Genomic DNA, 23,384 nt, shown 5'->3' with positions numbered 1-23,384 from the left:
GTATCCTGTCCCGCTGCATGCAGGGGGCGGGGCAAAGGGCGCGGCCCCTGTGCGCGGGCTGGTTTGGGCGCACGCGTGTAAACGGATTTGCTGGGTAGGGATTGATCGGGCATGGCGACAAAGACAGCCACGGGTACGGACACGGCTTCAGGGGATCAGGACAACGATACAACCCTGCTGGACACCCGCTCCGGCGCCGTAAAGAAACTGATCGCGCGCGGCAAGGAACGCGGCTACATCACGTTTGACGAACTCAACGCCGTCCTGCCGCAGGACCAGATGTCCTCCGAGCAGATCGAGGATGTGATGGCCGCCCTTTCCGAGATGGGCATGCAGGTGGTCGAGAACGAGGATAACGACGACACCGAGGCCGCCGCCCCCGCCGAAGCCAAGAGCGACGACACCGCCGAGGAAGAAACCGAGAGCGAGGAACCCGCCGCCGGTAACGTCGATACCGAAAGCCTTGGCCGCACCGATGACCCGGTGCGCATGTACCTGCGCGAGATGGGCTCGGTCGAGCTGCTCTCGCGTGAGGGCGAGATCGCGATCGCCAAGCGCATCGAGGCGGGTCGCGACGAGATGATCGGCGGCCTGTGCGAAAGCCCGCTGACCTTCCGCGCCATCATTTCGTGGCATGAGCGGCTCAAGGCTGGCGAGATGCTGCTGCGTGACATCGTTGACCTCGAGGCCATGCAGGCAGGCGGCAACGACCCCGCCGAGGCCGCCGAGGGCGAGGACGCCTTTGCCGGGAACGAGGGCAACGAAGCCGAAGAGACCGAGGAAAACGAGAGTGAAGGCGAGGGTGAGGGCGAAGGGGCCGGCCTGTCGCTTTCCGCGCTGGAGGAAAAGCTCAAGCCCGAGATCCTCGAGCAGTTCCAGGAAGTCGAGGCGCTGTACGAGGCGCTGCACAAGGTGCAGGCCGAGCGGCTGGAGAAATTCACCGCCGGGCTCGAAATCTCCGCCGATGAGGAAGCCCGCTACGAGCAGTTGCGCCTGGAACTGGTGGGCAAGGTGCAGCAGGTTCACCTGCACAATGCCCGCATCGAGGTGCTGGTCGAGCATCTCAAGGGCATTTTCCAGCGCCTCAACGGGCTTGAAGGCCGCATGCTGCGCCTTGCCGAGAGCACCCGCGTCTCGCGTGATGACTTCCTGCTCAAATACCGTGGCCGCGAACTCGATCCGGGCTGGATGGACATGGTCGCGGCCCTGCCCGCCAAGTCGTGGAAGAACTTCCTGGCCAAGCATGCCGAGACGGTGATCCGCCTGCGCAACCAGGTGGCCGAACTGACGCAGGAAACCGGGCTGCCGGTAGGCGAGTTCCGCCGCGTCTATGCCACCGTCTCCCGCGGGGAGCGGGATTCGGCGCGCGCCAAGAAGGAAATGATCGAGGCCAACCTGCGCCTCGTGATCTCGATTGCCAAGAAATACACCAATCGCGGCCTGCAGTTCCTTGACCTGATCCAGGAAGGCAATATCGGGCTGATGAAGGCGGTGGACAAATTCGAATACCGCCGCGGCTACAAGTTCTCCACCTACGCCACGTGGTGGATCCGGCAGGCCATCACCCGCTCGATCGCCGATCAGGCGCGCACCATCCGCATTCCCGTGCACATGATCGAGACGATCAACAAGCTCGTGCGCACCTCGCGCCAGATGCTGCACGAGATCGGGCGCGAGCCCGCCCCCGAGGAACTGGCCGAGAAGCTGGGCATGCCGCTGGAAAAGGTGCGCAAGGTGCTCAAGATCGCCAAGGAGCCGATCTCGCTCGAAACCCCGATCGGTGACGAGGAAGACAGCCACCTTGGTGACTTCATCGAGGACAAGGCCGCCGTCATCCCGCTTGATGCCGCCATCCAGACCAACCTGCGCGAGGCAACGACGCGCGTGCTGTCCTCGCTCACCCCGCGTGAGGAACGCGTGCTGCGCATGCGTTTTGGCATCGGCATGAACACCGACCATACGCTTGAGGAAGTGGGCCAGCAGTTCAACGTCACCCGCGAGCGTATCCGCCAGATCGAGGCCAAGGCGCTGCGCAAGCTCAAGCACCCCAGCCGGAGCCGCAAGCTGCGCTCGTTCCTTGATGATAACTGAGGTTCCATGTGCCCCCGGCGGCAACGCGCCGGATGGGGGTGGAACACGGGTCGGGGTGGATGTGACGTTCCTGTGCATGGACCGTCCGCCCCCCGGCCAGCCCCCGGCGCTGCCGCCGGGCTACACCATCCGCCAGACCTTCCGCCCCGGTGTTGCGTGGTACCGCGCGCTGTATGATGGGGTGGGGCAGGATTACTGCTGGTGGCTGCGCCGCGTCATGCCCGATGCCGATCTGGCCCGCCTGCTTTCAGGCCCCGGCATTGCCGTGCATGTGCTCTATGATGGCAGTGAGCCTGCCGGTTTCTGCGAACTCGACAGCCGCTACGGGCCTGACGTGAATATCGCCTATTTTGGCCTGCTGCCCGCCTGGATCGGGCGCGGGGTGGGGCAGGCTTTCCTGCACAACATGGTGGCGCGGGCGTGGGGCCTGCGGCCTGCGGCCCTCCGGGTCAATACCTGCTCGGCCGACCATCCGCGCGCGCTGCCCAATTACCTGCGGGCGGGGTTTCGCAAGGTGCGCACCCTGCATGAGGTCTGGACCATTCCGCATGCCCTCGGCCTTGTGCCGCCTGCGCGGCTGCGGCTGGCCTGACAGGCGAATATGCGCATAAAAATAGTATTCCGGATATTGTTATAACACGAACACGTTACCATTTCCTCCCTATCCTCATAACTGGAGAGAGGGAAATGGAGTTCGACGTATCCTACTACAAGTTCCATGGCGTGGATCGGGCTGGCCTGATCGATGCGCTTGGCTTGTATGACACCGGCACGCCCGATCCGGGTGGTGAGGCACCTTACGCCATAGCCGACCTGCCCAACGGGTGGTTTGTCATCCGCGTCGATAACGACAGCGGACTTCTGGCCGATTACGACCGCAACAGCCTGGCGCGCGAGGGCATGCTGGTCACGTGTGACGTGGGCAGCGTTGACCCCGTCAGCCGGTCGCAGGGATACGATGCGGGCGAGGAACGCTGGAGCGTGGTGCATGACGGCCGCGGGGGAGAAATGCTTGCGCTCGAGATACGCGGTGAGGCCCCGCCTGGTGTGTCCGCACTGCATGAGGAGGCCTTTGCCGCCACCCGTGCCATGATGGCGCATGGCGGGACGCATGGCCCCGGCCCGATGTTTGGCGTGCCGCTGGCGGTGGTCAAATCGGTGACCGGGTTCCGCCATGACGAGCCGCAACTGGTCTCGCCCGAGCCCGTCTTTACGTGGCTGGCGCCGAAAGATCCGAAGTAAACCGTACTTTTTCCTTGTGTGGGGGCGGGGTTTGTGTTTCAACCCGCTCCTTCCCTGCCGGGTGCGTGGCATCGCCCCCGGCTATACCCGTGCCCTGTGGGCAACATGGCGGACCGTGTCCGGCCATGCGGGGGTTGAAGTGATCCGAAGGGAGTACCAATGCCGTTGTATGAAACCGTGCTGATCGCACGTAATGACGTGTCGCAGCAGCAGGTCGAAGCCATTGCTGATGGCATCGCCACCTACCTGGAAGCCGAATCCGGCTCCATCAAGAAGCGCGAATACTGGGGCCTGCGCACGCTGGCTTACCGTATCAAGAAGAACCGCAAGGGCCACTACATGCTCCTCGGCCTTGATGCGCCTGCCGCCGCCGTCAAGGAAATCGAGCGCCAGCTCGGCCTGAACGAAGATATCCTGCGCGTCCTGACCCTGCGCATCGACGAGATCGACGAGGCACCCTCCGTCATTCTGTCGCGCAAGGGTGACGAGCGTGAGCGTGGCTTCCGTGGGCCCAAGCCCACCGGCCGTTTCGAGAGTGGCCGTGGCACGCGCCGCAATTTCGATGACCGCGAGGAGTTCCGCGCCCGTAACGAGCGTGAAGAACAGCAGCGCGCCAACGCCACTGCCAGCGCCGAAGCGGAGTAAGAGCTGATGTCTGAAACCACCGAGATCAACCCCGCCGCCCGCCGCGTTGCGGTTGGCGCGCGCCGTCCGTTCTACCGTCGCCGCAAGTCCTGCCCGTTCTCCGGCCCCAACGCGCCGAAGATCGACTACAAGGACGTGCGCCTGCTGAGCCGCTTCCTGTCCGAGCGTGGCAAGATCGTTCCCAGCCGCATCACGGCAGTCTCCGCCAAGAAGCAGCGTGAACTGGCCCAGGCCATCAAGCGTGCGCGTTTCCTGGCCCTGCTGCCCTACATTGTAAGCTGAGGGAGGCAGAATCATGTCCGCAGTAGAACTCATCCTGCTCCAGCGCGTCGAGAAGCTGGGCCAGATGGGCGAGATCGTCACGGTGAAGCCGGGCTATGCCCGCAACTTCCTGCTGCCCCAGGGCAAGGCGATCCGCGCCAACGCACACAACCGCGAGCGCTTCGAGCGTGAGCGCGTGCAGCTTGAGGCCCAGAACCTCAAGAACCGCGAGGAGGCCGAGCGCCTGTCCGAGCGCATGCACGGCCTGTCGGTCATCCTGATCCGCCAGGCGGGTGACAGCGGCAGCCTGTACGGCTCGGTCACGACCCGTGACATCGCTGAAGCGGCGACCAAAGCTGGCCTGACCATCACCCGTAACCAGGTGATCCTGCCCGAGCCGATCAAGCAGCTTGGCCTGTATGACGTCAGCGTCGCCCTGCACCCGGAAGTGTCCATGCAGGTAACCGTGAACGTTGCCCGCTCTGAGGAAGAAGCAGAGCGTCAGGCCCGTGGCGAGGAAATCGGCGTCGATCTCGACGACGAGCCCACACTGGCTGATGAAGGCGTGGTAACCGAAGGCGAAGTTTCGGAAGAAACCGCCATTGAGGAAACTCCGGCTGTCTGATTGACCTGATCCGTCGCCCGCCTGGCGGGTGGCTGGACTGGTTGTGAAAGCCCGGAAGAGGAAACTCTTCCGGGCTTTTGCCGTTCGGGTTGCAGCATAAGGCATGCGGGGAGAAGACCGATGGCGCCTGTACTGCTGGACCGGGCGTTCGCCCATTTCATCACATCCGGCCGGCTCGAGGTCTATTACCCTGATGGAGACCGGCGCAGCTACGCGGGGCGCCCCGGCCCGCAGGCCGCCATGCGCCTTGCCGATGCGGCCACCGCGCGCGCCCTGCTGCTCGACCCGGCGCTGAAGGTGGGCGAGGCCTACATGGCGGGCACGCTATGCCCCGTGGGCTGCACGCTGTATGAACTGATGCATGTGCTCATGCGCAACGTGATGGAGCGCAGCCCGGCAGGCGAGCGCGTGTTCTCCACCCTGCGCTACATGGCGCGGTCATGGCTGCAGGATAACACCCGGGGGCGCGCGCGGCGCAATGTCGCCCATCATTATGACCTCGACAGCACGCTGTACCGGCATTTCCTTGATGAGGACATGCAGTATTCCTGCGGCTACTTCCCCACCGGGCACGAAACGCTGGCCGAGGCACAGGCCGCCAAGAAGCATCATCTCGCCGCCAAGCTGCACCTGCACCGCCCCGGCATGAGCGTGCTGGATGTGGGGTGTGGCTGGGGCGGGCTGGGGCTGACGCTGGCGCGTGACTACGGCGCGCATGTCACCGGCATCACGCTGTCGCGCGAGCAGTTGCACATTGCGCAGAACCGGGCGCGGGCCGCAGGGCTGGAGGGCAGGGCACGCTTTGAACTGCTCGATTACCGCACTGTGGCCCGGCAGTATGACCGGATCATTTCAGTCGGCATGTTCGAGCATGTGGGGGTGGCGCATTACCCGGCCTTCTTTGCCGCCATGCGCCGCGCGCTCAGGCCCGATGGCGTGATGGTGCTGCACGCCATAGGCCGCCGGGAAGGGCCGGGCGTGACCAATCCGTGGATCGACCGCTACATCTTTCCCGGTGGCTATTCCCCCGCCGTGAGCGAGGTGGTGGGGGCCGTGGAACGCACCGGGCTGTGGCTGGCCGATTGCGAGATCTGGCGCCTGCATTACGCCCGCACCATCGCCCACTGGCGCACGCGCTTCGCCGCCCGGCGCGCCCAGATCGCCCGGCTGTATGATGAGCGTTTCTGCCGCATGTTCGAGTTCTATCTGGTGGTGTCGGAACTGGCGTTTCGCGTGCAGGGGCACATGAACTTCCAGCTTACGCTCTCGCGTGAAATCGATGCCCTGCCGCTGGCGCGTGATTACATGATGACGCGGGGCCAGCGGGTGGAAAGTGCTGCTTAAGCCAACTTTTATCTTTTCAGGCCACAGCCGTGCTGCGGCGGGCATGCAGGCGGGCCAGACGGTCGAAATCCGCGATCCCGAGCGTTTCCGCCCGGCGGCTGCCTTCAATCCCCGCCTCGGCCAGCAGTGCTTCGCCGCCGATGGATTTCAGCGCCCCGCGCAGCATCTTGCGCCGCTGCCCGAAGGCTGCGGCCGTTACCTGCTCCATGGCGCGGAACAGCGCGGCATCGGGCTGCTGCGCATGCGGGATCAGCCCCACCACGGCGGAATGGACCTTGGGTGGCGGCGAGAACGCGCCGGGGGGAATATGCATCATCACTCCGCACCGGCATGTCCACTGCGCCAGCACGCCCAGCCGGCCATAATGCTCGGAGCCGGGGGCGGCACAGATGCGCTCGGCTACTTCCTGCTGGAACATGAGCGTCAGCCGTGACCAGGCACTGGCCTGCCGCAGCCAGCCCACGAGCAGCGGCGTGCCCACGTTATAGGGCAGGTTGGCAATGATCTGGCGCGGAGCGGGGCATAGCGTGGCGAGATCGCGGCGCATGGCATCCGCCTCGATGATCTGCAGGCGGCCCGGCGCATGGGTGGCAAGCTCGGTAATGACCGCCACCGCGCGTGGATCGACCTCGACGGCAATGATGCTGGCCGCCTCTGTATCAAGCAGCGCGCGGGTCAGGCCACCGGGGCCGGGGCCGACCTCGACCACATGCTGCCCCGCAAGATCGCCCGCCAGGGCCGCGATCCGCGCCGTAATGCCGGGATCAAGCAGAAAGTGCTGCCCGAGCGCCTTGCGCGCATCCAGCCCATGCCGCGCAATGGTGTCGCGCAGCGGCTCAAGCCCATGGGGGCGTTGTGGCATGGTCATGGCAGCGATCAGGTCTTGGAGCGCATGTCGATGATCGCGCGGCGCTGCAGGTCGCGGTTGAGCTGGCGCGAAGTCTGCTCCACGCGCTCGCTCAGCAGGTGATCGGCAATCTGGCTGGGGGTCTGGATGGCGATGTTGCGCTCTTCACGCGAGCAGACCATCAGCACCAGAATTCCGTCAACCGAAACCAGCGGATGGCTCGGCTTGCCGGGCGGCAGTGGCTCAAGCACTTCGCGCATCTGCGGGTTGAGGTGGTTCAGCAGCAGGTCGCCGGGGTCAGACGGATGCTTTTCACCGTTTTTCTTGTTCTGCGCTTCCACCTGGTCGCAGCTTTTGGCACTGGCGGAAAAGGCATTGGCGGCATCAAGCGTCTGCTTCTGCTGGTCCGTCGGGTTCTCGGGGTCGAGCGGCGCGTCGAAGGGGAAGAAGGCCTGCCTTATGGAGAGCACGCTCACCATCTGGTGGCCCACCGTGCGGCGCTCGGCAATGGTGGCGATCACGTACCCGCCCGCCACCCGGATGGGGTTGGAAATGGCGCCATCGGGCATCTGGCGCGCGACGGACACCACCTGCGGGTCAAGCCCGTCTTCCTGCGTCCAGCCCATCATCCCGCCGTCAAGCGCGCTCTGCCCCTGCGAGAACTGGGCCGCGACAATGGGGAAAGGCGCGCCCTCGCGCAGTTCCTGAATGATGGTTTCGGTAAATTTCAGCTCGCCTTCGGGGTGGCGCTGATCCTCGACGGGGATGAAGATCTCGCTGATCATGTATTCCGGCTTGCCATCCTCGCGCTTGAGGGCTGCCATGCGCTGCTCGATCTCGGCTGCGGTGATGCGCCCGTGCTCCGCCGTTTCCTGCCGCAGCACCTGCGACCAGCCAAGCTGCACGCGGATCTGGTCGATCAGCGTGGTCAGCGACACGCCATCTTCCGCCAGCTTGTTGCGCAGCGCGTTCTCGGGCATGCCGTTGCGCTGCTCGATGCCGGCAATGGCGGCCGCGATCTGCTGGATGGGCACGTTGATGTGGCGATCGAGCATTTCCTGCATGCGCAGTTTTTCATCGATCAACTGGCGCACGATCTGCGGGCGCAGGCGCTGCATCACGTCGTCGCTCACATCCAGCCCCGACGAGAGCGCAAACAGCCGCCCGCGCGTGTCGATATCGCGCTTGGTCAGCACCGCGCCATTGACGGTGGCGACAATGGAGTCCTGGTCTTCCGCCGCCTGGGCCTGCTGGGCAATGGCGTGGGCGCTGCGGGCGCAGGCCGCCTGCTGGTGCCCCGTCAGCGCCAGGCAGGCCAGCAGGGCCGCGGCCAGCATGCGCCGCCGCCTGCTACGGCCAGGTGCGGGGGGGAAGGCTGTGCCATGGGTGGCAGGGAAGTGGGACATCCGGCTCGGTCTTTCGCGCATCAGGTCAGCCATTTATACCAAACGTGCCGATGGTTTTGAACGTAAGGGAGAACATTACGGTCGAATTGCTCTGTTGGCCACCAATCGTGGTGTACTGCTTGAGATACATGACATCGAGCCCGAAGCAGTCATTCTGGTAGCCCGCATCGCCACCCACCGCCACGCTTTCCTTGCGTGAGAGGCTGCGGCGCAGATAGGCGGCAATGTGCCAGTTATCCCAGTTGGAGGCGGCACCCACCGTGAGTTCACTGACCGGCTTGTAGTAAATGGCCGGCGGCGCCGTGGCGTAGGAGCGCTGGGCGTAATAGTAATACGGCGTCACCGGCTCGAACAGGTAGCCGCCCGTTACGCGGAAATGGCGGAAACCCGCACTGCCCAGCGCATCGGCAAAGTCCACCTTGCCCGCATAGGGGTCGAGCCGCATCTTGCCGTCAAAATCGAAATACTGGTTGGGCACCATGCGCGTGCCCATCACCACATCCGACAGGTGATGGTTCAGCCCCGAATAGGGGATGCGGTTGTGGTCGATATGCTCCTGGAAGCTCTCGCCGACCAGCACGTCGATCTGGTGGCCGTTCCAGGTCCAGTTATTATGCAGCCCCACATTGGCGCGCAGGCCGCCATCAAGCCGGTCCGTGCCCGCGTAGCGGTTGATGGCGAACAGCGTGGAATCGGTGAACTCGTAGGTCAGGCTGTCCTCGTTGGGGATATTGCGCGAGGTGCTGTTGCCGGTGTTGGGGGCGGCGATGAACTGCACGATCGGCTCGAGGATCTGGGTGCCGGTATTGTGGTTGAAGCTGCGCAGGAAGGGCCAGTTCATTTTCAGCGCCACGGTGGGTTCCACCTGCCCTTCCACCTGCGCGCGCGCGGTGCGGCCGAAATTGGGCTGGGCGTTGAGGTCGGTCGCGCGATGGACGGCGGATTCGACATGCAGCGTCAGGTTCCAGATCTGCCCCAGCGAATTGTGGAAGGGGCGGTCCCAGTTGAGCGAGAGCTGGCCGCGCTGGTCGGATGTGCCGTTCTGGCGGTAGACATAGAAATCGGTCGTATCAAGCGCAAAGCGCCCGCCCAGCGCATCGGGCTGGCCAAAATAGCTGTAGGTGTAGCGCGGCAGGACCCAGGGCAGGTCCTTGTTGTTGATGATGCCCTGGTTCATGCCCTGATAGCCCTCGGCATCGATGCGCGAATACGAGCCGGTGCCGAAGCCTTCAAGGTAGAGGTTGGAATTGAGCGTGTCCTGCCCATAGCCGCTGACGCGGTAGTCGCGCATGTAGTTGGGCGAACTGGCCCACTGGATATTGCCGCCCGCGCGCCAGGTCTTGTTGATGTTCACGACCCCATTGGCCGAGATGTAGCCCTGCACGCCATGGTTGTTCGAACTGTCCACCGTATCGCCAAACGTGTTGACGTAGGTGCTGTCATGGTGGGTGTCATAGGCGATGTTGCCATTGACGAAGAGGCGCGCGTTGCTGAAATACCGGCGGAAGCTCGTCATGAGTTCCGGCCCGGTGCGCGTGGCGAACAGGCCGGTTGCCGTCAGATCCGAGAAGCGGTCGATCACCCAGTAATACGGGATGGTGACATAGGTGCCCAGGTAGCGGTCATGCGGGGTGAAGCCGGGGGTAAGGAACCCGCTCTGCCGCCGCACGGACGGGTCGGTCATGGAGAAGGCGGGCAGGTAGAAAACCGGCACGCCAAAGAAATCGAAGAACACATCACGGAATTCCAGCCGCTTGTGCTGCAGGTCATGCGTGGCGTCAAAGGAGCGGAACTGCCAGAACGGCGCGCGCTCGGGGTGGCGCGCACAGATTTCGCACGCGGTATAGACCACGCGCGTGAGGTCATTGACCTTGCTGTTGGTGCGGCGCAGCCCGTTGGCGGCAAGGCGGGCATTGCCATACATCTGGGCATACATGCGCGTCATGATGCCATCGCGCATGCCGTTGCTCAGTTCGGCATATTCGGTAAACAGCACCGTGCCGTCCGGTTCGACAAGGGCCACGTTGCCGTGTGCCGCGGCAATGCCGGTATTGCGGTCATAGACGACCTTGTCGGCGCGCATGATCTGGTCATTCTGCCACAACTGCACGTTGCCGGTCCATGTGGCGATGCCGTTCTTGCTGTCATAGGCCACATGGTCGGCCTGGAAGGTCATCGGGTCGGTATTCGATACCGTGCCGGTAAACGAGGCCGGGGCTTCGGGCTGGCTCTTGGGGGCATGGATGGGCATGGCGCGCACCGGCCCCTCCGCCCGCGCCTCCACCCCGAACATGAGGCCGCCCAGTGCCGTGGCCGCAAGCAGCAGCCCGCGCGAGAACCGCCGCATGGCGGCGGGGGGCCGTGGTGACGGCGCGCGCAGGGAAGGGGCGGGGCGGGACATTAACCGTCCTCTAGATGAAGAAGTAGCGTGACTGCAAGACAAAGCCCGGCCACGGTGGGCGCCCATGCGGCCAGAAGGGGCGGCAGGGTGCCCGTTTCACCAAACTGCGCCGCGATCTTGGAGATGGCGAACAGCGCAAAACCGGCCGCCACGCCAAAGCTGATCATGCGCACCACCCCGCCGCGGCGCGCGGGCCGCATGGAAAAACCGGCGGCCACCAGCGCCATGGTGCCCGACAGCACCGGCAGCGTGAGCAGGGTCTGGAAATGCAGCCGGTGGCGGATGGTGGAAAAGCCCGAGCGCCTGAGCTGGCGGATGAAGCCCGGCAGCGCCCAGACCGACAGCGTATCGGGCGAGGCAAAGCTTTCCTCCACCCCGGCCAGGGTCAGGTCGGCGGGCAGCGTGATCTCGCCCATCGCCTCGGGCATCTCGTCGGGGCGTAGCAGGCGGGCCGTGGTCAGGACCCACCGCCCCTTGCCCAGGTAGCCGTTCTCGGCCTCGATGCGGGTGATCAGGTCATCATCAGGCCCCATGCGGAAGACGGTGATCCCCCCCACATGCAGCATGCCCCCACTGAGCCTGACCCGGCGGGCATGGATGATGGCCGTGCCGTGGCTGACCAGCCCGTTATCGCTCTGGCGCAGCCACAGCGTGCCGCCGGTCATGTTGAGCGACTTGCCGTTATTGTCGCGCAGGTACTGCCGGTCGAGCACCTCGGCGCGGCGATACATGACGGAGGAAAGCGGCGAGACGGCGGTGGTGGCCACCGTGCCGATCAGCACGGCGCAGATGACCGGGCCTGCCAGGAACTGCCATGCCGAGATGCCCGCCGCCCGCGCCACCACCAGCTCCGACGTGCGCGCCAGCCGCCAGAAGCAGATGATGCCGCCCAGCAGCACGCCAAAGGGCAGGATCTCGAGGCAGGCGAAGGGAATGTGCAGGAACGCGATCTCGCTCACCAGCGATGTCGGCACGTTGGGGCGTGTCGAGACCCGGCGCAGCAGGTCGATGAAATCGAACATCGTGATCAGCCCGGTCAGGAACGCGATCACGGCCAGCGTGGCATAGGTGAACTGCCGCGCGATGTAGAGCGAGAGCGTAAAGGCCAGGTTCATGGGCGCGGGCTGCCTGCCGGAGCGGGTGTTTCACGGTCCGCGCGGAATTCGGGCCAGAACAGGATCACGGCGCAGATCAGGCCGGGGGTCAGGGTGCAGATCCACATCAGCGGCATGAGCTGCAGGTTGCGCGAGGCAAGGTTCTGCACCGCCAGCGTGAGCGCCTGCACGGCCACCACGCCCAGTATGGCCAGCACCGGGCGGATGATGCTGGACTGGCGTGAATAATTGCCCCCCATCGCGCCAAGCAGCCCGATCATGGCGAACGAGAAGGCGCAGAACGGCGTGCTCAGCCTGCGCCAGGCCTCGATGACCATCTTGCTTTCATCGCGGCGGGAATAGACGTGCATGTCCGGGTGCAGCAACTGGGCGATCGGCAGTTCGTTGGCGTCGGGCTGGCGGGTGTGGTTGCCGTGCGGGCTGGACAGGTCGATGGTGTTGCGCGCGAATGTCAGCACGTTCAGCCGGCCGGTATGGGTGTCGATTTCCTGCCTTGAGCCGTTGAACAGCACCACGCGCGGCTGGTCGCCCACGATCACGAGGTTGCCTTCCTCGGCCAGGATGGTGGCCTCGGCACCCGGCGTGCGGTCGTCTTCCACCATGATGCCATGCAGCGTGCCGTCCTTGTCGCGCGTGCGGATATAGACCGTCATGCTGTCCGACACCTGGGTGAACACGCCATCCTGGATCAGGAAGGCGGCCATGCGGTTGCGGATCTGGAATTCATACTGCCGGAAGGCATGGTAGGACACCGGCACCACCCACACGTTGAGCAGCAGGCACGCCCCCGTGGCAATGGCCGCGCACATCAGCCCCGGCCGCGCCATCATGAAAGGTGAGAGCCCTGCCGCCTGCATCACGGTCAGTTCGCGGTCGGTGCCGAAGCGCTGGTAGATGAACTGCACCACGACAAAGGTGGTGATGGGCAGGATTACCGCCACGAAGGAGGGGATGAGCAGGCTGGTCAGTTCCAGGAACACGCGCAGCGACAGCCCGCGCCCCACCACAAGCGAGACGAAATGCAGCGACTGGGTCAGCCAGATCAGCGTGGCCAGCGCGCCCGTACTCGCTGCCAGCGCCAGCAGGAGCTGGCGCAGCATGTAGCGATCCAGAATCGACAGGCGCGGCGCAAGGCGGTCGGGACCAGGGCGGAGGGCAGGCATGCCCCTGTCTACCCCTGTTCCCGCCGGGGCAAAAGGGGTGAACCCCGCCCGGAGGGGGGGGTGGAACAGTCTGTTACGCGCGGCACGGCGGGGCGTGGGTTCATGCGCCCGGCTGGGGCGGCGGCAGGACCTTGCCGGGGTTCATCAGGTTTTTGGGGTCGAGGGCGGCCTTGATGTGGCGCATGGCCGCAAGTTCCGCGCCACCACGCCATGCGGGCATCATGTAGGGCTTGAGCTGGCCCACCCCGTGCTCGGCCGAGAACGAGCCATCGAGATCCTTCACGATATCGGCCACCGTATCCATGATGTCATGGCTGCGCGCGAGGAAGGCGGCAGGGTCCATGCCCTCGGGCTGGACAAGGTTGAAGTGGATGTTGCCATCGCCCATGTGGCCAAAGGGCGCGGGGCGGATGCCCGGTATCAGCGCTGTACACGCCGCTGTGGCGCGGCGGATCAGTTCCGGCACATGCGTGACCGGCACGGACACGTCGTTCTTCACGCTGGCCCCCGCGCGGCGCTGGGCTTCGGCGTGTTCCTCGCGCAGCTTCCACAGCCCCGCGCGCTGGCCTTCGCTCTCGGCAATCACGGCATCGGTGATGATGCCTTCCTCAAGGGCGTCGCCCAGCACTTCCTCGGTGTATTCGCGCAGGTCGGCATCGGGGCGGGGGGTGGCGAGCTCGACCAGCACATAGGCGGGCGCGCGCTCGCCCAGCGGCAGGGCCGTGCCCGCGATCAGGCTGGTCACGAGGTCCATGCCCGTGCCGGACATGAACTCGAACGCCTGCACCAGGGCCGGGTCGCGCGCGCGCAGCAGGCCGAGCAGCTTCAGCGCCGCATCGGCATCCTCCACCGCGCACAGGGCGGCCTCGATGGCGCGGGGCTGGGGGTGGAGCTGGATGATGGCGGTGGTGATGATGCCCAGCGTGCCTTCCGAGCCGATGAGCAGCTGGCGCAGCGCGTAACCGGTATTGTCCTTGCGCAGGCGGCGCAGGCCATGGAACACGCTGCCATCGGGCATGACCGCCTCGACGCCGAGCGTGAGTTCGCGCGCATTGCCATAGCGCAGCGTGTTGTTGCCGCCCGCATTGGTGGCCAGCACGCCGCCCATCTGCGCCGAGCCTTCCGATGAGATGGAAAGCGGCAGCATGAAACCCGCCTCACGGGCTGCGTCCTGTGCTGCCTTCAGCGTAACACCCGCCTCGACCTCCATGGTCAGGTCGGCGGGATCGATGGCGCGCACGCGGTTCATGCGCGAGAGGCAGATCACCACCTCGCGCCCGGTGTCATCAGGTGTGGCGCCGCCCACCATGCTGGTATTGCCGCCCTGGGGCACCATGGGCACGCCCTGCTCGTTGCACAGGCGCACGATGGCGGCGAGTTCCGCGGTATTGGCGGGGCGCAGCACGGCCAGCGCGCGGCCATGGTAGAGATCGCGCCAGTCGGTGCAGAAACTGGCGGTGTCCGTCGCATCCACCAGCACGCCAACCGGGCCGAGCAGATCGGTAAAGCGCGCGATCAGGTCAGGGCGCGCGGGCGCGGGTGAGGGGGATACGGTCATGACAGCATGTGTCCTGTATGGGAGGGGAAGGAAGAGGGCATGAGCCATGCCTGCCCATGGTGGCGCACGGGCGGGTAGGTGGCGCTGGCCTGCGCCGGGCTGGGCTGGGCCAGCAGGTGAAAGGCCTCGGTCAGGGCGAAGCCGGTCAGCGCGCCCACGGCGGCGGCCACGATCAGGCCCGATGAGCGGCGCGTGGCCGGGCGGCTGCTGTTATGCGCGACCGACAGCGCGGCCTGTGTCTCGGCGCGGGCCTGCTGGGTCTGGCGCAGTTCGGCGGTCAGCGCATCGTTGCGGGCCAGGGCCGAGCGCAGTTCGACACGCGTGTCGCGCAGCGTCGCATCGAGCGTGCGGATGCTTGCCGCCATCTCGGCAATGCGGGCGTGCGACTCCTCGATTTCTTTCTTGGCGGCAGCACTCGCCTTGGTGGCGCGTGGCGCGCGGGGCTTGGGGGCGGCCTTGGGCGGCGGATTGGGGGCAATGGCGGTGAACAGGTTCTTGAGCGCGCCGCCCGTGACCTGGTTCTTGAGCGCGCGCGCGCGGATGGCGGCAAGCGCCGTTTCCGACTGGCCAGCGTTCTCATCCAGCACAAGGGCAAGAATATCCGAAAGGATTCTCAGTTCCCTGGGGTCGATTGTCTGTGTATCGCTCATGTCAGCTGCACCGGGGTCGGATCATGCGGTTGAAGTCATTACGGACGCGGACAGGCCGCACGGGTCAGCCGGTCGCGGATGGCCCGCCCCAGCGCATGCCGGGGCACGGGCTGCACGGCAATCCCGACCAGCCCCCGGCGCTGCCCCTCCATATCAAGAAACCGCAGCCCCGCGAAGAGGCGGGCTGCCGCTTCGTGCAAATCACCGCCTTCGCTCAGGTTCCACACCACCGGGCTGCCTGGCAGCGGCGCGCCAAAGGCCAGCAGGGCTTCATCCGCGCGCACGCTGGTGGCGTCAAGCCGCACGGGCAGGCCGGGCGCGTAATGCGATGAAAGCTGGCCGGGGGCGGAAGGGCGGGCATCATTGCTCGCGGCTACGGGCAGGGCTACGGGCATGCCGCAGGCTTCCTCCAGCGCTTCAAGCGTGATGCCGCCGGGGCGCAGCAGCACCGGCACGGGGCCTGAGAGGTCGATGATCGTGCTCTCCACCCCCACGCGGCAGGGGCCGCAATCGAGCACCGCGTCAATCCGGCCCCCAAGCCCCGCCATGACATGCTGCGCATCAGAAGGGCTGACCCTGCCCGAGGGATTGGCCGAGGGTGCTACGACGGGAAAGCCGCACGCTTTCAGCAGCGCCAGCGTGGTGGCCCCTGCCGGCACCCGCACGGCGGCGGTGCCGAGCCCTGCCGTGGCGATGGGCGAGATAACGCAGCCGGGGGCCTGGGGCAGCACCATGGTCAGCGGGCCGGGCCAGAACCGCGCGGCCAGCATGCGGGCCAGCTCCGTTGCCGCGACCTGTGCGAAGGCGGCCTCAGTGGTGGAGAAGTGGCTGATGAGCGGGTTGCGCCCCGGCCTGCCCTTGGCGGCATAGATGGCGGCCACCGCCCGGTCATTGGCCGCATCCGCGCCAAGGCCGTAAACCGTCTCGGTGCCGAAGGCCACAAGCCCGCCCGCGCGCAGGATGGCACGTGCGGTCTCGATCCCGGCGGGGGTGTCTGGGAGCAGGCGGGTCTGCATGCGCTCTTGCCTACCGCGCCCCACGGCACACGAAGTGCGGGTTGCGCCACTCCGGCTTGCCATAGGCCAGTGGCTTGCCATCGGGGGTGAGGATGGCGCCACCGGCGGCCTCGACCACGGCCTGCGGGGCGGCGGTGTCCCACTCCATGGTGGTGCCGAGGCGGGGGTAGAGATCGGCCAGCCCTTCCGCCACGCGGATGAACTTGGCCGCCGAGCCGATATTGCCCAGATGGGCGACGGGGTGGCCGCCCAGGAATTCCTTCAGCCGCGGGTCATCGGCATAATGGCGCGAGGCCAGCACGGTCAGCCCCTGTGCCGGGGGGCGGCGGACATGGATCGCCTGCTCGCCCTTTTCATCAATTCGGAAGGCCCCGCGCCCGGCGCCCGCGCCGTAAAGCTGGTGGTAGGCGGGCAGGGCCACGGCCCCGAGCACGGGCCGGTTGTTGCGCACCAGGCCGATATTGACGGTAAAATCATCGCGGCCCGCAGCAAATTCGCGCGTGCCATCAAGCGGGTCGACCAGCCAGAACTCGCTGCCGGGATCGATGCGGATGCCCGCGGCCATTTCCTCCTCCGCCACGACGGGGATGGCGGGCGCATGGGCGCGCAGGCCCTTGAGGATATGCGCCTCCGCCGCGTGGTCGGCCTCGGTTACGGGGGAACTGTCGGTCTTGACCGTGGTGGCGAAGCCGCGCGCGCGGATGGCGCGGATCAGCTCGGCGGCTTCATCGGCAAGGCGCAGGGCCAGATCCAGAAGGAATCTGTCCTCATAAGCTGGCATGGATGGCGTATTCATGCTGTTCGCATTAGCTTACTCGTGCCGTGCCGTCATGCCTTTATCGGCCCTGATGGTGCCCGGCGGCGAAAAACCGGCCCTTTCCCGCATGGGGCGGGGCAGGGTTTCACGCCGTTCATCCACACCTTTGATCAAAGCGGAGCCCCGTGACCCCCATGCTCGATATCGCCTTTTCCGATGCCACGGCGCCTGCCGGCGGCACGATCGCCATCCTCGCTTCCCCCGATGCCCCTGCTGGCGTGTTCGCCCAGGTCGATGCCGCTACCGGCGGGGCGCTGGCGCGTGCCGCCAGGGCCGCCCGCTTCGGCTTTGAGCTGGCCAAGACCTGCGTGGTGCTGGCGCCCGGCGCAGGCTATGACCGCGTGATCCTTGTCGGGCTTGGCGTGATGGACGAGCTGTGCGCGACACAGGCCGAACGGGCGGGCGTTGCCGCCGCCCGCGCCTTGGCGCAGGGCGGCACGCAGGGCACGATCGTGGCTGACAGCCTTTCCCCCGGGTTTGCCGCCCATGCAGCGCTTGGTGCCGTGCTGGGCAGCTACCGCTTCGATTCGTATCGCACCACCCCGCGCAAGGGTGAGGCGGGCAAGCTGGCCACGGTGAGCGTGCTCACGGCTGACCCGGCGGCAGCGCAGGCGGCGTGGCAGCCGCTGCTGGCGGTGGCGCGTGGCGTGTTCCTGTGCCGTGACCTCGTATCCGAGCCCGCCAACATGCTGCGCCCGCCCGAATTCGAGCAGCGCATCCTCGCCCTGCGCGACCTTGGCGTGGAAGTGGAAGTGCTCGACCGTGACGCCATGCACAAGCTGGGCTTTGGCGCGCTGCTTGGCGTGGCCCAGGGCAGCGACGCGCCGCCGCGCACGGTCATCATGCGCTGGAATGGCGGCACGCAGGGTGAGGCCCCGGTCGCCTTCGTGGGCAAGGGTGTGACGTTTGATTCCGGCGGCATCTCGATCAAGCCCGCCGCTGGCATGGACGAGATGAAGACCGACATGGGCGGTGCCGCCGCCGTGGTTGGCACCATGGCGGCCCTGGCCGGGCGCAAGGCGAAGGTCAACGCCGTGGGCGTGGTGGGCCTGGTCGAGAACATGCTGTCCGGCAACGCCCAGCGCCCCGGTGACGTGGTGCGCACGGCTGCGGGCCAGACGGTGGAAGTGCTCAATACCGATGCCGAAGGCCGCCTCGTGCTGGCTGATGTGCTGTGGTACACGCAGGACCGCTTCAAGCCGCGCTTCATGGTCAACCTCGCCACCCTCACCGGCGCGATCGTGGTCAGCCTTGGCGTGGAACGCGCGGGCCTGTTCTCGAACAATGATGAACTGGCGGGCCACCTGTCCGGCACCGGCGAGGCCACGGGCGAGAAACTGTGGCGCATGCCGCTGGATGCCGCCTACCTCGAACTGCTGCGCTCGGACATTGCCGACCTCAAGAACATCGGCGGCCGCCCGGGCGGGTCGATCACGGCGGCCAAGTTCCTTGAATGCTTTGTCAATGACGTGCCATGGGCGCATCTCGACATCGCGGGCACGGTGTTCTCGTCGCGCGCCACCTCGCACGCGCCTAAAGGTGCGACCGGCTTTGGCGTGCGCCTGCTCGACCGCCTGGTCAGCACGCATTACGAGGGGTAATGCCTGCCCCGCGTGGCAGGACAGGGCAAAACAGGGAACTCCATGGCGCAGATCGGCTTCTATCACCTGACGCGTTCCAAGGCGGTGGAAGTACTGCCCGCGCTGCTTGGTCGCACGCTTGCGGCGGGCAGGCGCGCGGTCATTCGCTGCGGCACGGCCGAGCGGGTGGCCGAACTCGATGACGGGCTGTGGCGCTCCGCCAATCCGCTCTGGCTGCCCCATGGCACGAAAGCCATGGGGCATGGGCCATGGCAGCCCATCTGGCTGACGGAGGGCGAGGACGTGCCCAATGGCGCGACCTTCGCCTTCCTGCTTGATGGCGTGGAACTGCCCGATCCTGCCCCTTTCGAGCGGGTGTTCGACCTGTTCGATGGCCATGACGAGGCCGCCGTGGCCGCCGCCCGCGCGCGCTGGGTGGCGTGGCGCGAGGCCGGGCATGAACTGAGCTACTGGCAACAGCAGCCAAAAGGCTGGGCGCGTCGCAAATAGGCACCAGCGCGGGGCAGCCCCGCGCGGCATGGACGAAAGGCAGGTTGCGTATGAAAACGGTCACTTTCCCCAACGGCACCACGGTCCCGGCCCTTGGCATGGGCACATGGAACATGGGGGACAGCGACAGCCGCCGCGCGGATGAAATAAAAAGCATCCATGCCGGGCTTGAGGCCGGTATCCGGGTTGTGGACACCGCCGAGATGTATGGCTCCGGTCGATCGGAAAAACTGGTGGGCGAGGCGATACGCGGGCGGCGTGATGCGGTGTTTCTGGTCAGCAAGGTGCTGCCCTCGAACGCCTCGCGCAAGGGCGTGCGCCGCGCGTGCGAGGCCTCGCTCAAGCGGCTGGGCACCGACTATCTCGACCTCTACCTGCTGCACTGGGAAGGCAGCGAGCCGCTGGAAGAGACCATTGCAGGCTTTGATGACCTGGTGGCAGCGGACCTGATCGGCAGCTGGGGGGTCTCCAATTTCGATACCGACGGCATGCGGGAGGTGGAAAGCATCACCGCCACCACGCCGTGTGCGGCCAACCAGGTCCTGTACAGCCTCGACTACCGTGGCGCGGAATTCGACCTGCTGGCGCGCGACCGTGAAGCGGGCATCGTGACCATGGCCTATTCGCCACTGGGGCAGGGCGGCGACCTGCTGCGCGCGCCGGTGCTCGCGCGGGTGGCGGCAAGGCACACCACATCACTCGGCCCGGCCAGCCCCGCCCAGATCGCGCTGGCATGGGTGCTGCGGCAGGACAACGTGCTGGCCATACCCAAGGCAGGCAGCCCGAAGCACCAGCACGAAAACCTTGCCGCAACCGAAATTACGCTGACGCGTGATGACCTTGCCGAGATCGATGCCGCCATCGCCCCGCCGCGCCGCAAGGAACCGCTGGCCATGATCTGACGGTGCGGCGGGTCTGGATGAAAAATGCCGCCTTTATTTAAAAAGGCGGCATAAGAACCCATTTTCTCTCGTCATCGTGCTTGAAATACCGAGCAGGGTCATCGGTTGACTGATCGGGCCTCCGCAGGACAATATCGGGGCCTGTTTTCGCAACCTGAATGGTCTGCTGCAACGGGATGGGCGGAATATCCTGTACAAAAGCGGGTAATGCACGCTCGGCCGCTGCCATGAAGGCAACGAAAAGAGCCAGGTTTTAGCGTTGCCATACCAGATATCATGTTGTCGATACCTTGGGGAAACACTCTGATATTCGACAATATTTTACGTGCGCGCTTTACGGTGCCCCGATTGTGGCCTTTAACCGCCCTATCCGGGGCTGTCGGGGCGTGTCGTGTCGCCCATCCTCCATCATGCTCTTCTGCGGTATGCTCTTCTGCGGTCGCAGACCCCCATCGCGGCCTTCGGCCCGGCGCATGACCGGCCTCATCTTGACGTGGGTGGATCGGGCGCGGATTGATGAAGCCAAGGCGCTGCGGCACGCTCGGTGCGGCATGCCATGATCTGACAAGCCCGGCTGGCCGGGCGCATGCGGGAGGGCTGTCATCATTCCTGTCATCGTGCTCGCGGCCCTGCTTGTGGCAGCCCTGCTCACGGCCCTGCTGGCCTGCATGCCAGGGCAGGGGGCGCGCCTGCGGCCCGTGCTGGCGGCCTGCTGGCTGGCGGTGAGCCTGCTGCAGGGCGTGGCACAGGCAGGTTTCACCCTGCCCGGCGGGGTGGTGGCATGGCCCGGTGTCTTTGTCGCACGGCCCGATCTGGCCCTGCTGCTGCCGCTCGGCCTTGTGGGCGCAGGGGCTCGCAACCTGCGCGATCTTGCGGCCTGCATCGCGGCAGCACTGGCGGTTGCGGGCGCGCCGGTAATGGCCTGCGTGGGGGCGGGCTGGGCGCTGCAGGCAGCCGGTCATGCTCCACGTCACGCGGCAGGTCGGGTTGCCCTGCTGTTGCTGGCGGCGGGCTGTGTCTTTCCCGCGCAGGCGGGGTGGCTGCTGCCGGGGCTGTGCGCGGTGGGCACGGGCGGGCTGCTGGGGCTTTCGCTTTCCCTGCGGGTGGCCCCGCGTGTGCTGCGGCCTTTCCACATGGCCGATATCGCCGCGATGCTCGCTGCCATGAGCCTGTGGGCGCGCCTGCCTGCGGGCACGGCAGTGGCCGGCATGCGCTGGGGTGGCGTGCTGATCGTGGCGGGGTGCCTGTTCTACATGACCGCCTCGTGGCGGGCGCTGCGGGCACCTGATGCCCGCCGGGTCCTGACCGGGCTGGCGGGGGGCACGGGGGGCATCATCATCACGCTTGCGGGCCTCAGGCTGCTGGCACGGGCCGATGACCTGCCGGGCATGGCCAGTTGTGCTCAGCGCACCTACCTTCTGGTGGCGGCCCTTCTGTTTGCCGGTGTGCTGGCCCTCCGGGCGCTTGATGTGATGGAGCGCGAGGCCGGTGCGCTCGTGCTGGCCCGGCTGGGCGGGCTTGGGGTGCTCATGCCGCGCCTGTCCGCCCTGTTTGCCCTGGCCCTTCTGGCTGAAAGCGGGCTGCCGCCGCTCCTGGGTTTTTCCATTATCTGGATGCTGCTGCGCCTGCTGGCCTCCATGCCGCATGCGGCCGGGCTGGCGGGCGAGGTGCCGCTGCTGCTGGCGCTGGCCGTGCTGGGCGTGGGCTGGGCAGTGCGCATGCTCGCCCTCGTGCGCATTGTGGCGGTCATGCTGTGCGGCAGGCCCCGCACCCCGCGCGGCGCGGGGGCGGCTGACCCGCCCGTGCGCGCGCAATGGGCCGTGCTGGGAGCGGGGCTGCCGATCCTGCTGGTTTCCGTCTGGCCCGGCTGGTGGCTGGCGTTGATGCAGGGTGAAGCGCGAAGCGGGTGGTCCGGTCTTGCAGCGGTTACCCTGACCGCACCCGATGGGGAGGCGGCACTGCATCCCGCCCGCCTGTGCCTGCTGGTGGCGCTGGTGGGGGGCATGGTGGCGGTAGCGCGGCGGCTGGCCTGCCGGGCTCCGGCGCGGCAGGTGGCGGGGTGGCAGCAGGGCGCGCCCGCAGTGCCCCCATGGATGGTGTTTGGCGATCCGCTCACGCAGGTGGGGCCGGGCAACCCCGCGCGCATGCTGCTCGATATGGTCGTGGCGGCACCGGCGCGGCAGCGCTTCATGCGGGCGTCTGTCCGCTCCCCGGTGCTGCTGCGCAGGCTCGTGCGGGCCGGTGCGGGCCGGGTGGCTGGCACATGGCGCGGGCGGCGGGTGCCGGATCCGGTGGCGCTGGTGGTGGCCTGCGTTCTCGCGCTCATGTTCATTGCATGGCGGGGGCAGGGGTGATGGCGCCGTTCCTTGCGGCACACATGCAGGCGCTGTTGCTGGCGGGCTGGCACATGGCGCTGGTTGCGCTGATGGCGCCGGTCTGGATTGCCCTGCTGCGCTGGATGGCGGCCTGCATGGAAGGCGAGCGCCGCCCGCCCGACCCGCTGGCCCACTGGCGCGTGCTGCGCCATGCATGGCGGCAGGCGGGGGTGCGCTCGGCGGCGGGTGCGCAGGTTACGGCGGTTACCCCGTGGCTGGGCCTTGCGGCAGGGCTGGCTGCGGCAGGGCTGGTGCCATCATTCTGCATCGGCCTGCCCGGCAGCGACCTGTCGGACCTGCTGATCGTGGGTGGGCTGCTGGAGATGGCGTTTCTGGCCCTTGTGGTCACGGCCCTTGCAGCCGGGCTGGCCCGGCCCGGCCATGCGGGGCTGAAGGCGGCCTGCATGGGCATCATGATCCAGCCCGTGCTGCTGCTTGTGTGCGTGGTGCTGGGGCTGTGCCTGCCCGATGGCACGCTGGCGGGGCTGGTACGGCAGGCGCATGTGGCGGATATGAACGTGGTGCGCGTGCCGCTGGCGCTGGTGGCGGCGGCACTGGTGCTGGCGGGGGTGGAGGAAAGCGATGGCGCGGCATTACGCCTGTTTGCCACCATGCTGGAGGATCTGGCAGGCCCCGACCGCGCGGTGGCGCTGTATGCGCGTGACCTGCTGGCGGTGGTGTGGATGATGCTGGCGCGTGATCTGGTCTGGCCCGAAGCGATTGTGGAGCCCGACCTCATGGCCCGCTCGTGGCGGGGCGTGTCGCTGCTGGGGGCGATGGGGGTGTGGGCTGCGCACATGCTGCTGGCATGCGGCTGTGTTGCGGGGCTGCGGGTG

At 66.7% G+C, this 23,384-nt stretch carries 20 protein-coding genes and 1 pseudogene; 12 read left to right on the top strand and 9 right to left on the bottom strand.

What is annotated here, in order from left to right:
- Positions 1-111: 111 nt before the first annotated feature.
- From rpoD to HNW77_RS12500, 7 genes are all read left to right on the top strand, one after another.
- On the top strand, positions 112-2,091 hold the full coding sequence (gene rpoD / locus HNW77_RS12530) for an RNA polymerase sigma factor RpoD (protein WP_172158036.1): 1,980 nt from the start codon (positions 112-114) through the stop codon (positions 2,089-2,091).
- Positions 2,081-2,683: a GNAT family N-acetyltransferase gene (locus tag HNW77_RS12525; protein WP_172158067.1), complete on the top strand. Its 603-nt coding sequence runs from the start codon at positions 2,081-2,083 to the stop codon at positions 2,681-2,683. The genes rpoD and HNW77_RS12525 overlap by 11 nt, the downstream gene beginning before the upstream one ends.
- 95 nt (positions 2,684-2,778) lie before the next feature.
- Entirely contained in the window at positions 2,779-3,333 is a 555-nt protein-coding gene (locus tag HNW77_RS12520) for a hypothetical protein (protein ID WP_172158035.1), read from the top strand.
- A 159-nt stretch (positions 3,334-3,492) separates the two neighbouring features.
- Entirely contained in the window at positions 3,493-3,978 is a 486-nt protein-coding gene (rpsF, locus tag HNW77_RS12515) for a 30S ribosomal protein S6 (RefSeq protein WP_110567293.1), read from the top strand.
- A gap of 6 nt (positions 3,979-3,984) precedes the next feature.
- Positions 3,985-4,260, top strand: a complete 276-nt coding sequence (gene rpsR, locus HNW77_RS12510; RefSeq protein ID WP_061271282.1) for a 30S ribosomal protein S18 — start codon at positions 3,985-3,987, stop codon at positions 4,258-4,260.
- Between the two features lie 13 nt (positions 4,261-4,273).
- Entirely contained in the window at positions 4,274-4,864 is a 591-nt protein-coding gene (rplI, locus tag HNW77_RS12505; protein ID WP_159262227.1) for a 50S ribosomal protein L9, read from the top strand.
- A 120-nt stretch (positions 4,865-4,984) separates the two neighbouring features.
- Positions 4,985-6,208, top strand: a complete 1,224-nt coding sequence (locus HNW77_RS12500; RefSeq protein ID WP_172158033.1) for an SAM-dependent methyltransferase — start codon at positions 4,985-4,987, stop codon at positions 6,206-6,208.
- A gap of 16 nt (positions 6,209-6,224) precedes the next feature.
- On the opposite strand, the pseudogene rsmA reads toward HNW77_RS12500, so the two are convergent.
- The 9 genes and pseudogenes from rsmA to cysQ all read right to left on the bottom strand — a co-directional run.
- Positions 6,225-7,076, bottom strand: a pseudogene (gene rsmA, locus HNW77_RS12495) (16S rRNA (adenine(1518)-N(6)/adenine(1519)-N(6))-dimethyltransferase RsmA); the annotation flags it as partial.
- 8 nt (positions 7,077-7,084) lie between these two features.
- Positions 7,085-8,461, bottom strand: coding sequence for a peptidylprolyl isomerase (locus tag HNW77_RS12490; protein WP_172158030.1), 1,377 nt, complete (start codon positions 8,459-8,461; stop codon positions 7,085-7,087).
- A gap of 25 nt (positions 8,462-8,486) precedes the next feature.
- Positions 8,487-10,862: an LPS-assembly protein LptD gene (locus HNW77_RS12485; protein ID WP_172158028.1), complete on the bottom strand. Its 2,376-nt coding sequence runs from the start codon at positions 10,860-10,862 to the stop codon at positions 8,487-8,489.
- Positions 10,862-11,977 carry an LPS export ABC transporter permease LptG gene (gene lptG, locus HNW77_RS12480; protein ID WP_172158027.1) on the bottom strand — a complete coding sequence of 372 codons (1,116 nt, stop codon included), beginning with the start codon at positions 11,975-11,977 and terminating at the stop codon, positions 10,862-10,864. Before lptG ends, HNW77_RS12485 begins: the two co-directional genes overlap by 1 nt.
- Positions 11,974-13,140, bottom strand: coding sequence for an LPS export ABC transporter permease LptF (gene lptF, locus HNW77_RS12475; protein ID WP_172158025.1), 1,167 nt, complete (start codon positions 13,138-13,140; stop codon positions 11,974-11,976). The genes lptG and lptF overlap by 4 nt, the downstream gene beginning before the upstream one ends.
- A gap of 100 nt (positions 13,141-13,240) precedes the next feature.
- Entirely contained in the window at positions 13,241-14,698 is a 1,458-nt protein-coding gene (locus HNW77_RS12470; RefSeq protein WP_172158024.1) for an FAD-binding oxidoreductase, read from the bottom strand.
- Positions 14,695-15,348, bottom strand: coding sequence for a hypothetical protein (locus HNW77_RS12465; protein WP_172158023.1), 654 nt, complete (start codon positions 15,346-15,348; stop codon positions 14,695-14,697). The genes HNW77_RS12470 and HNW77_RS12465 overlap by 4 nt, the downstream gene beginning before the upstream one ends.
- A gap of 38 nt (positions 15,349-15,386) precedes the next feature.
- A complete protein-coding gene (locus HNW77_RS12460; RefSeq protein ID WP_172158022.1) occupies positions 15,387-16,364 on the bottom strand; it encodes an L-threonylcarbamoyladenylate synthase in 978 nt (325 codons plus the stop codon).
- A gap of 10 nt (positions 16,365-16,374) precedes the next feature.
- The gene (gene cysQ, locus HNW77_RS12455) at positions 16,375-17,160 is read right to left on the bottom strand and encodes a 3'(2'),5'-bisphosphate nucleotidase CysQ (protein ID WP_172158021.1); all 786 of its coding nucleotides are present in this window, start codon (positions 17,158-17,160) and stop codon (positions 16,375-16,377) included.
- 155 nt (positions 17,161-17,315) lie between these two features.
- On the opposite strand from cysQ, the gene HNW77_RS12450 reads away from it, so the two are divergent.
- The 5 genes from HNW77_RS12450 to HNW77_RS12430 form a co-directional block, all read left to right on the top strand.
- A complete protein-coding gene (locus HNW77_RS12450; RefSeq protein ID WP_172158020.1) occupies positions 17,316-18,782 on the top strand; it encodes a leucyl aminopeptidase in 1,467 nt (488 codons plus the stop codon).
- Positions 18,783-18,824: 42 nt separating this feature from the next.
- Complete coding sequence (locus tag HNW77_RS12445) at positions 18,825-19,271, top strand: DNA polymerase III subunit chi (protein ID WP_172158019.1); 447 nt, start codon at positions 18,825-18,827, stop codon at positions 19,269-19,271.
- A gap of 50 nt (positions 19,272-19,321) precedes the next feature.
- On the top strand, positions 19,322-20,173 hold the full coding sequence (locus HNW77_RS12440; protein WP_172158018.1) for an aldo/keto reductase: 852 nt from the start codon (positions 19,322-19,324) through the stop codon (positions 20,171-20,173).
- Between the two features lie 617 nt (positions 20,174-20,790).
- Complete coding sequence (locus HNW77_RS12435; RefSeq protein WP_276592103.1) at positions 20,791-22,527, top strand: proton-conducting transporter transmembrane domain-containing protein; 1,737 nt, start codon at positions 20,791-20,793, stop codon at positions 22,525-22,527.
- On the top strand, positions 22,527-23,384 hold an 858-nt coding region (locus HNW77_RS12430), incomplete at its 3' end, for a hypothetical protein (RefSeq protein WP_241694451.1). The genes HNW77_RS12435 and HNW77_RS12430, both read left to right, overlap by 1 nt.

Origin of the sequence: Komagataeibacter melomenusus (genome assembly GCF_013155395.1) — a bacterium.
Taxonomy (GTDB): Bacteria; Pseudomonadota; Alphaproteobacteria; order Acetobacterales; family Acetobacteraceae; genus Komagataeibacter; species Komagataeibacter melomenusus.
Note: the sequence above shows the minus strand (reverse complement) of the source record. Positions and strands in the feature narration are given on the sequence as shown.

What these genes read in the sequence shown, in the direction of transcription:
- HNW77_RS12485 (WP_172158028.1), bottom strand. Translation starts at nt 10,862, where the DNA reads ATGTCCCGCCCCGCCCCTTCCCTGCGCGCGCCGTCACCACGGCCCCCC.
- HNW77_RS12465 (WP_172158023.1), bottom strand. Translation starts at nt 15,348, where the DNA reads ATGAGCGATACACAGACAATCGACCCCAGGGAACTGAGAATCCTTTCG.
- HNW77_RS12460 (WP_172158022.1), bottom strand. Translation starts at nt 16,364, where the DNA reads ATGCAGACCCGCCTGCTCCCAGACACCCCCGCCGGGATCGAGACCGCA.
- HNW77_RS12445 (WP_172158019.1), top strand. Translation starts at nt 18,825, where the DNA reads ATGGCGCAGATCGGCTTCTATCACCTGACGCGTTCCAAGGCGGTGGAA.
- rplI (WP_159262227.1), top strand. Translation starts at nt 4,274, where the DNA reads ATGTCCGCAGTAGAACTCATCCTGCTCCAGCGCGTCGAGAAGCTGGGC.
- HNW77_RS12500 (WP_172158033.1), top strand. Translation starts at nt 4,985, where the DNA reads ATGGCGCCTGTACTGCTGGACCGGGCGTTCGCCCATTTCATCACATCC.
- rpsF (WP_110567293.1), top strand. Translation starts at nt 3,493, where the DNA reads ATGCCGTTGTATGAAACCGTGCTGATCGCACGTAATGACGTGTCGCAG.
- cysQ (WP_172158021.1), bottom strand. Translation starts at nt 17,160, where the DNA reads ATGAATACGCCATCCATGCCAGCTTATGAGGACAGATTCCTTCTGGAT.
- lptG (WP_172158027.1), bottom strand. Translation starts at nt 11,977, where the DNA reads ATGAACCTGGCCTTTACGCTCTCGCTCTACATCGCGCGGCAGTTCACC.
- HNW77_RS12450 (WP_172158020.1), top strand. Translation starts at nt 17,316, where the DNA reads ATGCTCGATATCGCCTTTTCCGATGCCACGGCGCCTGCCGGCGGCACG.
- HNW77_RS12525 (WP_172158067.1), top strand. Translation starts at nt 2,081, where the DNA reads ATGATAACTGAGGTTCCATGTGCCCCCGGCGGCAACGCGCCGGATGGG.
- HNW77_RS12490 (WP_172158030.1), bottom strand. Translation starts at nt 8,461, where the DNA reads ATGTCCCACTTCCCTGCCACCCATGGCACAGCCTTCCCCCCCGCACCT.
- HNW77_RS12470 (WP_172158024.1), bottom strand. Translation starts at nt 14,698, where the DNA reads ATGACCGTATCCCCCTCACCCGCGCCCGCGCGCCCTGACCTGATCGCG.
- HNW77_RS12520 (WP_172158035.1), top strand. Translation starts at nt 2,779, where the DNA reads ATGGAGTTCGACGTATCCTACTACAAGTTCCATGGCGTGGATCGGGCT.
- rpsR (WP_061271282.1), top strand. Translation starts at nt 3,985, where the DNA reads ATGTCTGAAACCACCGAGATCAACCCCGCCGCCCGCCGCGTTGCGGTT.
- lptF (WP_172158025.1), bottom strand. Translation starts at nt 13,140, where the DNA reads ATGCCTGCCCTCCGCCCTGGTCCCGACCGCCTTGCGCCGCGCCTGTCG.
- HNW77_RS12440 (WP_172158018.1), top strand. Translation starts at nt 19,322, where the DNA reads ATGAAAACGGTCACTTTCCCCAACGGCACCACGGTCCCGGCCCTTGGC.
- rpoD (WP_172158036.1), top strand. Translation starts at nt 112, where the DNA reads ATGGCGACAAAGACAGCCACGGGTACGGACACGGCTTCAGGGGATCAG.